This window comes from Bacillus sp. B1-WWTP-T-0.5-Post-4 (assembly GCF_009183795.1).
GTDB classification, from domain to species: Bacteria; Bacillota; Bacilli; order Bacillales; family Bacillaceae_G; genus Bacillus_A; species Bacillus_A cereus.
Genome location: NZ_WEIJ01000001.1, coordinates 41079 through 55893 on the forward strand (window position 1 = coordinate 41079; position 14815 = coordinate 55893).

Sequence of the window (14815 nt, forward strand, 5' to 3'; positions counted from 1 at the left end):
TTAGGTGAGGGATTTTATTCTACGAGCTCTATTTCATTATAAGTTTCACTTTATTTTACAAGAAAAACTTACGAATGTCATTCCAAGTTACAACTAACATAAGTAACATTAATAATGCAAAACCAATAAAGTGAACCATTCCTTCTTTTTGGCGATCAATTGGTTTCCCTCGTAACGCTTCAATTAAGAAGAAGAATAAACGGCCACCATCTAAAGCAGGAACTGGTAATAAATTAAATAAACCAAGATTAATGCTTAGAACTGCAGCTAAACTTAGTACACGCGTAAACCCATAATCTACAACTTGATCTGTTAGATTATAAATTCCTACTGGACCTGATAACTCATTAATAGAAAATTGACCAGTTACTAATTTAACAAGAGATTCAAAAATTAGTTTCGTCCATTGGTACGTTTGTTCAAATCCTGATTTAATAGAACCCATTACTGTTTTCTCTACAGGAGAATACACACCGATTCTACCAACTTCGTCTTTTCCTTCTTTATCGAGTGTTGGCGTTACTTTCACATTAAACTGTTCATTATCACGCTTTACTTGTAACGTAATTTCTTTATTTGGGTTTTCACGTACAATAGTAACAACATCTTTCCATGTACTTGTGTTTTTCCCATCAATAGCTTGAATTGTATCATTCTCTTTCAATCCAGCTTGCTGTGCTGCACTGTTATCCATCACTTTTCCGACCATTGGTTTGTCAATAGGAACCCCTTGTACAAATCCAAGAATCACAAAAATAACAAATGCTAAAATGAAGTTCATTGCAGGACCCGCAAAGATTGTTAAAGCGCGTTGCCCTAGTTTTTTCGAGCCAAATTGTCTATTATACGGAGCAATTTGAATTTCTTCCCCCGCAGTAATAATACGAGCCTTTTCATTCACTCGGAATGTTTGAAGCTCTTCCTCGTACTCTTCATAGCCCGAAATTGTTAAATTATGCTCCAAATCAGCTTGTTCGACTTCAATAACACGAACATTTGGATACTTTTCATATCCATCAAAAACTAATTTCACAACTTCGTCTTTTTCATTTAATACAAGGCCAACCTTTTTCCCAGGCTTTAACTCAACTGTGTCCGCATCCTCGCCGGCCATTCTTACATAGCCACCAAGGGGCAGTAATCGAATCGTATACACCGTTTCATTCTTTTCAAATGAGAATATTTTCGGACCAAAACCAATCGCAAACTCGCGGCATAAAATACCTGCTCTTTTTGCGAAATATAGATGCCCTAGCTCATGGAAAAATACGAGTGCACCGAAAATTAATATAAAGGCAATCGCTGTATTCAATTCCATAACCACCTTTGCTAAATTTGTTCCATCACAAACCGTCTTGTGGCCGCATCAATTTCCAAAATTTCCTCTAAGCTCGGTCGTGCAATGACATTGTGATGGTTCATTGCTTTTTCAATGAGGTCTTCCACTGTTAAGAAACCAATTCTCTTTTGTAAAAAGGCTTCAACAGCTACTTCATTCGCTGCGTTCATTACAGCTGGCATACTTCCACCTGCTTTTCCAGCTTCATACGCAAAACGTAAACAACGGAATCGTTCTTGGTCCATTTTCTCAAAATGCAACGTCCCTATTTCCCATAAGTTTAACTGTTTTGTGTCTGAAAGAGGCAATCTATCAGGATATGTAAGTGCGTATTGAATTGGTACTCGCATATCAGGTGAACCAAGCTGCGCCATTACACTACGATCTTCAAATTCAACCATAGAATGGATAATACTTTCTTTATGTAAAACAACATCGATTTGCTCATAAGGGATACCAAAAAGCCAATGTGCTTCAATTACTTCTAGTCCCTTATTCATCATTGTAGCAGAATCAATTGTAATTTTCGAACCCATTGACCAGTTTGGATGTCGAAGCGCATCTTCTACGGTCACATGATGCAATTCATCCCTCGTTTTATCACGGAAACTTCCACCAGAAGCCGTTATAATAAGACGAGAAATTCTTTTTTCATTTTCACCATTCAAGCACTGAAAAATAGCCGAATGTTCACTATCTACTGGAAGTAACGAAACATTATGTTTTCGTGCTGCTTCCATTACAAGATGTCCTGCAGTTACTAACGTTTCTTTATTTGCAATTCCAATTGTTTTTTTCGCCTCAATTGCACGAAGTGTTGGTAACAACCCTACGCTACCTACAACAGCATTTACTACAATCTCCGCATCTGGATGTAATGCTACTTCTAAAAGTCCTTCACTACCATATACAATTTTTGTATTACCAGAAACAGATTGTAATTTTAAAACATCTTCCTCTCTTTGCACAGAGACGATTTGCGGAGAAAATTCTTGAATTACCTTTACTGCGTAGTCAATATTTTTCCCTACAGAAAAAGCAACGAGACGGAATTGGTCTGGGTGCGAGCGTAATACATCTAAAGTTTGTGTACCAATTGATCCGCTTGCACCTAATAAACTAATGTTTTTCATGACTCCAACCCCTCGTTCATTTATTAATTGTATTGTAATAAGAAGTAGAGAATTGGTAAAACGAATAACCAACTATCTGTTCGGTCTAATATACCACCATGCCCAGGTAAAATTGTACCTGAATCTTTTACGCCATAATGACGTTTAAAAGCAGATTGTACTAAATCACCAATTTGTCCAAAAATAGAAATGATAATTGTCAGCACAATTAAAATTACTACATTCGATTCGACTGGGAAGAACACGTTGTAAACAAGTGCCACAATAATTCCACAAACGATGCCGCCTAATGAACCTTCAATCGTTTTATTTGGACTAATTTCTGGCCACAATTTTCTCTTGCCCAATGCTTTTCCTACGAAATATGCGCCTGAATCAGTAGCCCATATAACAAATAATGCGCAAAATACATATTTAATTCCTAATATTCTCGTTTCATTTAAATATAAGAATCCCATTGCCACATATGTCGTTGCCATCAGTAAAAATGAAGCATTATCAAAAGTAAATGTATTCTTAGAAAGGACTGTATATGATAAAAGTAATAAAACAATCACAAATGTGATTTCCAATTTACCTAATCCAATCCATGTAAACAGTTTTGATGCACTACTTGGAATTAAAAGAATCCACAATAATACTGCAGCTAAAACTGTCGGTACTGAAATAAGCGTAAGCTTATTCATACGAATTAATTCATATAAACCTATAGAAGCAAGTGCATACACTAAAACCGTAAAAGGCACGCCACCGTATATTACGATGGGAATGAATAGCGCGGCAGCAACCACTCCAGTAATAATTCTCTGTTTCACTACCAAACCCTCTCTTTCTACACGCCTCCGAATCTGCGCCCTCTATGTTGAAAGTCAGTAATCGCATTTAGCAAATGTTCTTCTTTGAAGTCTGGCCAATACACGTCTGTAAACCAAAACTCCGAATATGCAATTTGCCATAACATGAAATTACTAATACGTAGCTCTCCGCTTGTTCGGATTAACAACTCTGGATCAGGTAAAGAACTCGTCATTAAGTAGGAGGAAAGCATTTCTTCACTTACCTCTTCAGAACGAATTTTTCCTTCCTCATTATCTTTCATCATATGTTGCACAGCAGAAACGATTTCATCTCGACTTCCATAGTTTAACGCGAAATTAAGAATTAATCCCGTATTCTCTTTCGTATCTTCCATGGCTTTCTCCATCGCTCTGCGTGTATGCGTAGGAAGACGATCTTTTTGCCCTATTACTCGGACTTGTACGTTTTCTTCAATCAATTCTGGTAAAAATGTACCTAGAAATTCTTCTGGAAGCTTCATTAAATAATCAACTTCCTTTTTCGGTCTTTTCCAGTTCTCAGTTGAAAAAGCATAGAGAGTTAACACTTTCACATTAAGTTTACTTGCAAATTTTGTAATTTTCTTTACAACTTGCATACCTTCATGATGTCCCGCAATACGAGGCATTGCTCTCCTCTTTGCCCATCTTCCATTCCCATCCATAATGATGGCAATATGTTCTGGGATATATCCTTTTTTCACTTCTTCAACGAGATGATCAAACGATGTGTCCTTTTTACCTTTAAAAAAAGGAAAGTTTTTAAACATCATTCATACCCTCCAGCAAGCAGACGTATGCCTAAAAGTGTAAAAAGACCCCCTTAAGAAGAGGGTCATATTTGCGAAGTTATCGCTATTACACTTCCATGATTTCTTTTTCTTTGTTTTTTGCGATTTCGTCAACTTTTGCAATATATTTATCTGTTTCTTTTTGGATATCTTCAGTATATCCTCTTAAATCATCTTCTGTAATCTCGCCAGCTTTTTCAAGCTTCTTAAGATCATCATTTCCGTCACGACGTACGTTACGAACAGCAACTTTTGCTTCTTCAGCATATTTTTTCACAACTTTTACAAGATCACGACGACGCTCTTCTGTTAGTGCAGGAAATGCAATACGAATTACAGTTCCATCATTAGAAGGGTTTAAGCCTAAATCTGCTTTTAAAATTGCTTTTTCAATATCACCGATAGAAGTTTTATCATAAGGTTGAATTACTAGTAAACGTGCTTCTGGAACTGTAATGTTCGCTAATTGCACAACTGGTGTTGGTGCACCGTAGTAATCAACTTGTACCTTATCTAATACAGACGCGTTTGCACGGCCAGCACGAACTGTTGCTAATTCACGAGAATAAGCAGCAACTGCTTTTTCCATTTTTTCATTTGAAGACTTCAATACTTGTTGTCCCATATTTATTTCCCCCTTACCACTGTTCCGATATTTTCGCCTAAAACGGCACGTTTAATATTACCTTTTTCCATAACTGAGAATACAATTAATGGAATATCATTATCCATACATAGAGAAGAAGCTGTAGAATCCATTACACCTAAACCTTCTTTTAATACATCTAAGTAAGTAAGCGTTTCGTATTTTGTAGCTGTTGGATCAATAGATGGATCCGCATTATATACACCATCTACATTGTTTTTCGCCATTAAAATTACATCTGCTTCAATTTCTGCCGCACGTAATGCTGCTGTTGTATCTGTAGAGAAGTATGGGTTACCTGTACCTGCTGCAAAGATAACAACACGTTTTTTCTCTAAGTGACGAACTGCTTTACGACGAATGTAAGGTTCTGCAACTTGACGCATCTCAATTGAAGTTTGTACACGAGTTTGAATTCCGATATTCTCCAAGCTATCTTGAAGAGCTAATGAATTCATAACTGTCGCTAACATGCCCATGTAATCTGCCCCTGCACGATCCATGCCCATTTCACTTCCAATTTTTCCACGCCAAATGTTACCGCCACCAACAACAACAGCAACCTCTACATCAAGTTCTGCAATTTCTTTTACTTGTTCCGCAACTGACTTAATAACAGTTGGGTTAATTCCAAATCCTTGCTCTCCAGCTAAAGCTTCTCCACTTAGCTTTAAAACGACACGATTATATTTCGGTTTACTCATAATGAACCTCCAATTGCTTACATCTTTATTTTAAAAAAGGGAACACAATGTGTTCCCTAATCTGTATTAGTTACTACCTTTTACTTGGTTCATTACTTCTTCAGCAAAGTTGTCTTCGCGTTTTTCGATACCTTCACCAACAGCGTAGCGAACGAATCCTTTTAATGTTCCGCCTTTAGACTCAACGAATTGACGAACTTTCATATCAGGGTTTTTAACGAATGCTTGGTCAAGTAAGCAAATCTCTTCGAAGAATTTGCCTAGACGGCCTTCAACCATTTTCGCAACGATTTTCTCAGGCTTGCCTTCGTTTAATGCTTGTTGTGTTAATACTTGACGCTCATGCTCAACTTCTTCAGCTGTTACAGCATCGCGGTCGATGTATTTAGGGTTAACTGCAGCGATGTGCATTGCAACATCTTTAGCAGCAGCTTCATCAGTAGAACCTTCAAGAACTGTTAATACACCAATGCGTCCACCCATGTGTAGGTAAGCGCCGAATGCATCTGCATCAGTTTTTGATACGATTTCGAAACGACGAAGTGTAAGTTTTTCACCAATTTTAGCGATTGCTTCGTTGATGTGCTCTTCAACTTTTTTACCGTTTTCCATTGTTTGAGCCATAGCTTCTTCAACGTTAGCTGGTTTGTTAGTTAATAAGTGAGCAGCTAATTCTTTAATTAGTGTTTGGAAACCTTCGTTTTTCGCAACGAAATCAGTTTCAGAGTTTAATTCTAAGATTAAAGCGTCGTTACCGTTTGTTTCGATGAAAGTTAAACCTTCAGCAGCAATGCGGTCTGCTTTTTTAGCAGCTTTCGCAATACCTTTTTCACGTAAGAAGTCAATTGCCTTCTCCATGTCGCCGTTAGTTTCTGTTAAAGCTTTTTTGCAGTCCATCATACCTGCGCCAGTTTTTTCACGTAATTCTTTTACCATTTGAGCAGTGATTGCCATACTTTTCATCCTCCTAAAATATGTATTTATACCTTTTATAAAGGTGTTTATACCTTAAAAAAGGTGATAAAAGGCCGAACCCCTTATCACCTTTCCAACTTTGTTACGCAGTAACAGTTTCTTCACCTTGTTTTGCTTCAAGGATCGCGTCTGCCATTTTAGATGTAAGAAGTTTTACAGCACGAATTGCATCATCGTTTGCTGGGATAACGTGATCGATTTCGTCTGGATCACAGTTTGTATCAACGATACCGATGATTGGAATGTGTAATTTGCGTGCTTCAGCAACTGCAATACGCTCTTTACGAGGGTCTACTACGAATAATGCACTTGGAAGACCTTTCATATCTTTAATACCGCCTAAGAATTTCTCAAGACGCTCTAACTCTTTTTTAAGTTGAACAACTTCTTTCTTAGGAAGTACTTCGAAAGTACCATCTTCTTGCATTCTTTCGATGTCTTTAAGACGCTTGATACGCTTTTGGATTGTTTGGAAGTTTGTTAAAGTTCCACCTAACCAACGTTGGTTAACGAAGTACATACCAGCACGAGTTGCTTCTTCTTTAATAGCTTCTTGTGCTTGTTTTTTAGTACCTACGAATAAGATGTCTCCGCCTTCAGCAGCGATGTCGCGCATCGTTCTGTAAGCTTCCTCAACTTTTTTCACAGTTTTTTGTAAGTCGATGATGTAGATACCGTTACGCTCTGTGAAAATGTAACGCTTCATTTTTGGGTTCCAACGACGAGTTTGATGTCCGAAATGAACACCAGCTTCAAGCAATTGCTTCATAGAAATTACTGACATAATATAGTTCCTCCTAAATGGTTTTTGATATCCTCCGTTTACTTCATCTCTAAGCGAAACTACAAACGTAGCACCAACACTTAAATCAGTAAACGTGTGTACTTTGTACTGACACCACTGCTTACTATATCATACTGAAATATTACAATCAAGTCGAAAATGCGAACAATGTAAAACTTTCTTTGTTCATACTCGAATTCTAGTATTACCAACCTTCTTTTCTTTTAAGCAAAAAAGTAAATACAATTAATAGTTTTCCCAGAAAAAACGCTTATGACACTTTTCACAAGCATCTTCTATCCATTGCACAAAAAAACTCTCCTCAATTGAGGAGAGTTTTTTATAAATTAGTTTGTTTTTAATTTAGCAAGTTCTTGTAGAAACTTGTCGTTTAGCACTTTAATGTATGTTCCTTTCATACCTAAAGAGCGAGACTCAATAACACCAGCACTTTCTAATTTACGTAGTGCATTTACGATTACAGAGCGAGTAATTCCTACGCGATCAGCAATTTTACTTGCAACAAGTAAACCTTCTGTTCCATTTAATTCTTCGAAGATATGCTCAATTGCTTCTAACTCACTGTAAGATAATGAGCTGATTGCCATTTGAACAACAGCTTTACTACGCGCTTCCTCTTCGATTTCTTCTGCTTTTTCACGTAAGATTTCCATACCTACAACAGTTGAGCTGTACTCAGCAAGGATTAAATCATCATCTAAGAACTCTTGACCAAGACGAGCTAATACTAATGTACCTAGACGCTCACCGCCACCAACGATTGGTACGATTGTAGTTAAACCTTGACCGAATAATTCTCTGTTTTCTACTGGGAATGCTGTGTAAGCACTGTTCACATCTAAGTTTGAAGATGTTTCTGTAATGTTGAATAAGCTTTGTGTATATTCTTCTGGGAATTGACGTTCTGCAAGCATTTGCTTCATGCGTTCGTTTTCGATTTGTTGGTGAATTGCATAACCTAGTAATTTACCACGACGGCTAACTACGAATACGTTTGCTTCGATTACTTCACACATTGTGTCAGACATTTCTCTAAAGTTTACAGGCTTCCCTGCTGCGCTCTGTAATAACGCATTTAATTTTCTCGTTTTTGCTAATAATTCCATTTCAAAAGTTCCTCCTACATGTTACTCACATATTTTTTCATCACTTGGAAACTAGGGCGAGTCACCTGATGACACTATTACAAAATAAACTGGCTCACATCTTTATTTTTAGCAATTGTTGCTAATTTCTCCTCAACGTATTGAGGTGTTATCGTTATTTTCTCTAACGTAATTTCAGATGCTTCAAACGATAAATCTTCAAGGAGCTTCTCCATAATCGTATGAAGTCTTCTTGCTCCAATATTATCTGTATCCTGATTAACTTGATAAGCAATCTCAGCAATCTTACGAATAGCTTCGTCTGAAAATTCAATTTCTATACCTTCAGTCGCTAATAATGCCATATATTGTTTAATTAACGCATTGTCAGGCTCGATTAATATTTTAACAAAATCGTCTGTCGATAATTTTGTTAATTCTACTCGAATCGGAAATCTCCCTTGCAATTCCGGAATTAAATCCGACGGTTTAGACATATGGAACGCTCCAGCTGCAACGAATAAAATATAATCCGTTTTTACTGATCCGTATTTTGTCGCAACATTCGACCCTTCTACAATTGGCAGAATGTCACGTTGCACACCTTCACGTGATACATCTACGCTATTCGACTGCTTACCAGCAATTTTGTCAATTTCATCGATAAAAATAATCCCGAGCTGTTCAGCACGATAAACAGCCTCTTGTGTAACTTCATCCATATCAATTAAGCGCTGTGCCTCTTCATTTGTCAAGAGTTTTCTTGCTTCTTTTACAGAAAGTTTACGTTTTTTCGTTTTTTTCGGCATAAAACTTCCTAGCGCATCTTGGAAATTCATTCCCATTTGTTCCATGCCAGTTCCTTGTAACATATCAAACATGGAAGACTGTTGTTCAGTCACTTCAATCGATACAATTTCTTCTTCAAGAAGCCCTGCAGCAAGCTTTCTCTCCACATCTTGACGTTTCTTTTCGATTTCAACATCTTCTTGTGTATCAGACGTTTGATTCGAATTTTGAGCGCCTCCAAAAAGCATCTCTAATGGATTTTTGAATCCAGATTGCTTCTCCGGACTCGGCACTAAAATTTCAACAAGACGTTGATTCGCTTGCTCTTCTGCTTTATCTTGAACTTTCACTACCATTTCTTCTTTTACGATACGAACCGATGTTTCCACCAAGTCACGTACCATCGACTCTACATCTCTACCCACATATCCAACTTCTGTGAATTTTGTAGCCTCAACCTTAATAAAAGGTGCTCCAACGAGTTTCGCCATTCGTCGTGCTACCTCTGTTTTCCCAACACCTGTCGGTCCAATCATTAAAATATTTTTAGGTGCAATTTCGTCACGTAAATTTTCAGCTAATTTACTGCGGCGATATCGATTTCTCAACGCTACAGCAACCGCTTTCTTTGCGTCTTTTTGACCGATGATGTATTGATCTAATTTTTCCACAATTTGGCGCGGAGTAAAATGTAAATGCATATAAAATGCCTCCCTTACGATTCTACAATTCTTCAACAATTATGTTGTGATTCGTATAAACACAAATATCGCCAGCAATCTCTAAACTCGCTTTCGCAATTTGCTTCGCTGTTAAGTGTTCACTTGCATATTGCTTTAAAGCACGACCTGCAGAAAGTGCATAATTCCCACCAGATCCAATTGCTAAAATACCATCATCCGGTTCAATCACTTCTCCTGTACCTGAAACAAGGAGCATAGTTGTTTTATCCATGACAATGAGCATCGCTTCTAGCTGACGTAACATTTTATCGCCACGCCATTGTTTTGCCATTTCAACAGCAGCACGCTGCAAGTTGCCATTATACTCTTCTAATTTCCCTTCAAACATTTCAAAAAGAGTAAATGCGTCAGCAACTGATCCTGCGAAACCAGCTAAAACTTTACCTTGGAAAAGTTTACGAACTTTACGAGCTGTATGTTTCATTACAACAGCATTTCCCATTGTCACTTGGCCATCTCCAGCCATTGCACATTCTCCATTATGATGAACTGCAAATATCGTTGTAGCGTGGAAATTTCCCATAGAAAAAACTCCTTTATTTGTTTTTATAGCTTTTAAAGCAATTTATGCCCGCGGGTGATGCTTCATGTAAACAGAACGCAATCTTTCTTTAGAGACATGCGTATAAATTTGTGTCGTCGACAAATTTTCATGGCCTAATAGCTCCTGTACAGTACGTAAATCCGCCCCTTCATCTAGCATATGTGTAGCAAATGTATGCCTTAACATATGGGGACTTATCCGCATTGTCAGCGAAGCCTTTTTAATGAGTTCATTTAAAACATAACGAACCCCACGACTTGTTAGCGGTGTACCTTTCGCATTTAAAAATACCATATGAGAATCTTCGTCAGTCTTATTAACTAACTGTTTTCTCCCATTCTCTATATAAGTAATTAAAGAATCTTGCGCATAGCTTCCGAACGGAATATACCTTTGTTTTTTTCCTTTTCCCATTACTAAAATTGTTCCCACCGCAAAGTCAATATCGGTAAGTTGTAAATTGACACATTCACTCACACGGATCCCAGTCGCATACATCAACTCTAATAAAGCTTGATTCCTTTGGCCTAATGGCGTTTCCGTGTCAGAAACTTCAAATAATTCCTCTAACTCTTCAGCATATAAAAACTTTGGGATTGACAATTCTTTTTTGGGGAGTGACGCAAGTGCAAACGGATTATCCTTTCGATAACCTTCACGCATCAAAAAACGATATAAACTTCGTAAGCTTGATATTTTTCTTGCGACAGATTTACGGGCTAACTTTTCATCGTGCAACGTCGTTAAGTACAAACGAACATCCGCGTATGTAACGTCTAAAAAAGAGGATATGCCTTCTCGTTCCATAAATTGCACAAAATGTTCTAAATCATTTTGATAACTTGCAATTGTATATTTTGAATAATTTCTTTCAATTTGTAAATATCCAACGAATAATTGTAACAATTTCTTCACATTCACACAACTCACCTCAATAAAGGCTACTAAATCGTATCACAACTTAGTAGCCTTTGCAAGAAATTTAACTAAATATTTACAAAATTTCGAATCGTTTCTAAAGCGCGTGCTGCGTACGCTTCATTTCGTTCTGCTTTCTTTTTAATCTTCTTCTCTAACGGTGCAAATAGACCGAAGTTCGCATTCATCGGCTGGAAGTTTTTAGCGTTCGTTGCCGTAATGTAATTTGCCATGCTACCCATCGCAGTTACTGGCGGTAATACAACTGGCTCTTCACCTTGCACAAGACGCGCAGCATTAATTCCTGCTAATAATCCTGATGCTGCTGATTCAACATATCCCTCTACTCCAGTCATTTGACCAGCGAAGAATAAATCATCACGTTGTTTATATTGATATGTTGGACGAAGCAAATTAGGTGAATTAATAAACGTATTACGATGCATTACACCATAACGTACAATCTCTGCATTTTCCAATCCCGGAATTAACTGTAGCACTTCTTTTTGCGGTCCCCACTTTAAATGAGTTTGGAAACCTACGATATTGTATAAAGTTCCCGCTGCATCATCTTGACGTAACTGAACAACAGCATATGGCGTTTTCCCTGTTTTTGGATCTTCCAATCCAACAGGTTTCATAGGTCCAAATACTAACGTCTGTCTCCCTCTACTTGCCATAACTTCTACTGGCATACAACCTTCAAAGAAAATTTCTTTTTCAAACTCTTTTAAAGGCACTGTCTCAGCAGCAATTAGAGCCTCATAAAAACGATCAAACTCTTCTTCTGTCATTGGGCAATTTAAATATGCAGCTTCACCTTTGTCATAACGCGATTTTAAATATACTTTATTCATGTCAATACTGTCTTTTTCTACGATTGGGGCTGCAGCATCATAGAAGTAGAAATAATCTTCTCCTGTTAATTCTTTCAATTTTGCAGAAAGATCAGGAGATGTTAATGGACCTGTAGCAATAATTGTCGGTCCCTCTGGAATATCTGTAATTTCTTCATTCATTACAGTTACATTTGGATGGTTCTTTACGTATTCTGTTACTTTAGCTGCGAACTCATGACGATCTACAGCTAAAGCACCTCCAGCTGGTACAGAGCACTCATCCGCCGCACGAATAATTACAGAATCCATTAAGCGCATTTCCTCTTTAATAACTCCAACTGCATTTGTTAAAGTGTTTGCACGAAGTGAGTTACTACATACTAATTCAGCGAATTTATCTGTGTGATGAGCTGGCGTTTGCCTTACCGGTCTCATTTCATATAATCTAACTTGGACACCACGTTTTGCAATTTGGTAAGCTGCTTCACTTCCTGCAAGACCTGCGCCAATGACGTTTACTACTTGTGTTGTCATTTATATCACCTTTCCTTTTCTTCCCGAAAAAAATGTGAGCAGTTACGCTCACATTTGTTGTTCTTCTTCATAATCGCACGAAATACATTGTACTTGCACGCCTTTTTTCAACTTTTTCTCTACAAGCATGCCTTCGCACTTCGGACACTTACGACCAATTGGCTTATCCCAAGATACAAAGTCGCATTCCGGATACGTACCGCACCCATAGAAAAGACGTTTCTTTTTATTACTACGGCGTTCAATAATTTGACCCTTATCACACTTTGGACAAGTAACACCGATTTCTTTCACAATCGGCTTTGTATTACGACAATCTGGGAAATTCGAGCAAGCCATAAATTTCCCGTATTTACCCATTTTAAAGACCATTGGGTGATTACATAATTCACAATCTTCCCCAGCTGGTTCATCTTTAATTTCCACTTCACGCATTTCTTTTTCCGCTTTTTCTAAACGCGGTTCAAAACCTACGTAGAAATCATCAACAATTTTTACCCAATTCGCATTTCCTTCTTCTACTTCATCAAGGCTTTGCTCCATATTGGCAGTAAATTCAATGTTAATAATTTCTGGGAAAAACTCTAAAATAAGTTCAATTACTATTTCACCAAGTTCAGTCGGAACGAAGCGTTTATTATCCAAACCTACATACCCACGCTTTTGAATTGTTTCAAGTGTAGGTACATATGTTGACGGTCTTCCAATTCCAAGTTCTTCAAGTGTTCTTACTAGGCGAGCCTCTGTATAGCGCGGAGGAGGTTGTGTAAAATGTTGCTTTGGTTCTAAATCCTTTGAAAATACAGTTTCCCCTACTTCTAAAGGTGGCAACATCTTATCCTTTTCCTCAGCACCATCATCTTTTGACTCTACATACACTTTCATAAATCCTGGGAACTTTACAACCGATCCACTTGCACGGAACTGAACATTGTTATTAATGAGTCTCGCTGTCACAGTATCCATTATAGCAGACGCCATTTGACTTGCAACAAATCGCTCCCAAATCAATTTATATAATCGAAGTTGATCACGACCTAAGAAACTTTTTAGTTCCTCTGGCTTTCTCATTACTGAAGTAGGACGAATTGCCTCATGCGCATCTTGTGCATTTGACTTTTTCGTTTCTTTCTTCTTTTCTGTTCCTATGTATTCCGTACCATACGCTTCAGTGATGTAAGTACGAGCCTCTGTTTGAGCTGTTTCTGAGATACGTGTTGAATCAGTTCTCATATACGTAATAAGACCTACAGTTCCTTGTTTTCCAAGATCTATCCCTTCATACAATTGCTGTGCAAGCATCATTGTTTTCTTTGCTCGCATGTTTAACTTACGTGCTGCTTCTTGTTGCAAGGAAGATGTTGTAAACGGTAATGCAGGATTACGTTTTCGCTCTTTGCGCGTTACATTTTCAACTGAAAACGCATTGTCTTTCATCTGTTCAATTATTTCATTCACTTGCATTTCATTTGTTAATTGAACTTTTTCACCATCTACACCGTAAAAGCTTGCTTCAAATGTGTCTTTTCCTTTTACAAATTCTGTTTTAATTGTCCAGAATTCTTCAGGTTCAAAGTTTTGAATTTCCCTTTCACGCTCGATGATTAAACGAACTGCTACAGATTGTACACGTCCTGCACTTAATCCTTTTTTTACTTTCTTCCATAATAAAGGACTAATATTGTAACCAACAAGACGATCAAGTATACGTCTTGCTTGTTGTGCATCCACTAAATCCATATTAATTGCACGAGGATGTTTAAATGATTCTTTGATTGCATCTTTCGTAATCTCATTAAACACAACCCGACAATCTGATTCAACGTCCACATTTAACGTATTCGCTAAATGCCAAGCAATCGCTTCCCCTTCACGGTCTGGATCGGCCGCGAGATAGACTTTCTTTGCTTTTTTCGCCGCTGATTTTAAATCTTTTAAGACGGGACCTTTACCACGAATGGTAATATACTTCGGGGTGAAGTTGTTCTTTACTTCTATCCCCATTTGACTTTTTGGCAAATCGCGAACATGTCCCATAGACGCGACAACTTTGTATTTTTTCCCTAAATATTTCTCAATGGTCTTCGCCTTAGAAGGCGACTCCACGATTACGAGGTAATCTGACATGCTAGTG

At 37.7% G+C, this 14815-nt stretch carries 14 protein-coding genes; all 14 read right to left on the reverse strand.

Annotated elements, in window-relative coordinates:
• Positions 1–55: 55 nt before the first annotated feature.
• Entirely contained in the window at positions 56–1312 is a 1257-nt protein-coding gene (gene rseP / locus GBN91_RS00230) for an RIP metalloprotease RseP (protein ID WP_001090243.1), read from the reverse strand.
• A gap of 17 nt (positions 1313–1329) precedes the next feature.
• The gene (dxr, locus tag GBN91_RS00235; RefSeq protein ID WP_000790373.1) at positions 1330–2472 is read right to left on the reverse strand and encodes a 1-deoxy-D-xylulose-5-phosphate reductoisomerase; all 1143 of its coding nucleotides are present in this window, start codon (positions 2470–2472) and stop codon (positions 1330–1332) included.
• 23 nt (positions 2473–2495) lie between these two features.
• The gene (gene cdsA / locus GBN91_RS00240; RefSeq protein ID WP_000813594.1) at positions 2496–3287 is read right to left on the reverse strand and encodes a phosphatidate cytidylyltransferase; all 792 of its coding nucleotides are present in this window, start codon (positions 3285–3287) and stop codon (positions 2496–2498) included.
• 17 nt (positions 3288–3304) lie between these two features.
• The gene (gene uppS / locus GBN91_RS00245; RefSeq protein WP_000971296.1) at positions 3305–4081 is read right to left on the reverse strand and encodes an isoprenyl transferase; all 777 of its coding nucleotides are present in this window, start codon (positions 4079–4081) and stop codon (positions 3305–3307) included.
• A gap of 85 nt (positions 4082–4166) precedes the next feature.
• Positions 4167–4724 (reverse strand): ribosome recycling factor, encoded by a 558-nt coding sequence (gene frr, locus GBN91_RS00250; protein ID WP_000531501.1) that lies wholly within the window; start codon positions 4722–4724, stop codon positions 4167–4169.
• Between the two features lie 2 nt (positions 4725–4726).
• On the reverse strand, positions 4727–5449 hold the full coding sequence (pyrH, locus tag GBN91_RS00255; protein ID WP_000042668.1) for a UMP kinase: 723 nt from the start codon (positions 5447–5449) through the stop codon (positions 4727–4729).
• A gap of 66 nt (positions 5450–5515) precedes the next feature.
• Positions 5516–6403 (reverse strand): translation elongation factor Ts, encoded by an 888-nt coding sequence (gene tsf, locus GBN91_RS00260; RefSeq protein ID WP_001018578.1) that lies wholly within the window; start codon positions 6401–6403, stop codon positions 5516–5518.
• A 103-nt stretch (positions 6404–6506) separates the two neighbouring features.
• Positions 6507–7208, reverse strand: coding sequence for a 30S ribosomal protein S2 (rpsB, locus tag GBN91_RS00265; RefSeq protein WP_000111485.1), 702 nt, complete (start codon positions 7206–7208; stop codon positions 6507–6509).
• A gap of 347 nt (positions 7209–7555) precedes the next feature.
• Positions 7556–8335 (reverse strand): GTP-sensing pleiotropic transcriptional regulator CodY, encoded by a 780-nt coding sequence (gene codY / locus GBN91_RS00270; protein ID WP_000421290.1) that lies wholly within the window; start codon positions 8333–8335, stop codon positions 7556–7558.
• 77 nt (positions 8336–8412) lie between these two features.
• Positions 8413–9804 (reverse strand): ATP-dependent protease ATPase subunit HslU, encoded by a 1392-nt coding sequence (gene hslU / locus GBN91_RS00275; RefSeq protein ID WP_000550078.1) that lies wholly within the window; start codon positions 9802–9804, stop codon positions 8413–8415.
• 22 nt (positions 9805–9826) lie between these two features.
• Positions 9827–10369 (reverse strand): ATP-dependent protease proteolytic subunit HslV, encoded by a 543-nt coding sequence (gene hslV / locus GBN91_RS00280; RefSeq protein ID WP_000526272.1) that lies wholly within the window; start codon positions 10367–10369, stop codon positions 9827–9829.
• 42 nt (positions 10370–10411) lie between these two features.
• The gene (gene xerC / locus GBN91_RS00285; protein WP_152121201.1) at positions 10412–11311 is read right to left on the reverse strand and encodes a tyrosine recombinase XerC; all 900 of its coding nucleotides are present in this window, start codon (positions 11309–11311) and stop codon (positions 10412–10414) included.
• 65 nt (positions 11312–11376) lie between these two features.
• On the reverse strand, positions 11377–12681 hold the full coding sequence (gene trmFO, locus GBN91_RS00290; RefSeq protein ID WP_000213002.1) for an FADH(2)-oxidizing methylenetetrahydrofolate--tRNA-(uracil(54)-C(5))-methyltransferase TrmFO: 1305 nt from the start codon (positions 12679–12681) through the stop codon (positions 11377–11379).
• Positions 12682–12729: 48 nt separating this feature from the next.
• A complete protein-coding gene (topA, locus tag GBN91_RS00295; RefSeq protein WP_152121202.1) occupies positions 12730–14808 on the reverse strand; it encodes a type I DNA topoisomerase in 2079 nt (692 codons plus the stop codon).
• Positions 14809–14815 lie beyond the last annotated feature (7 nt).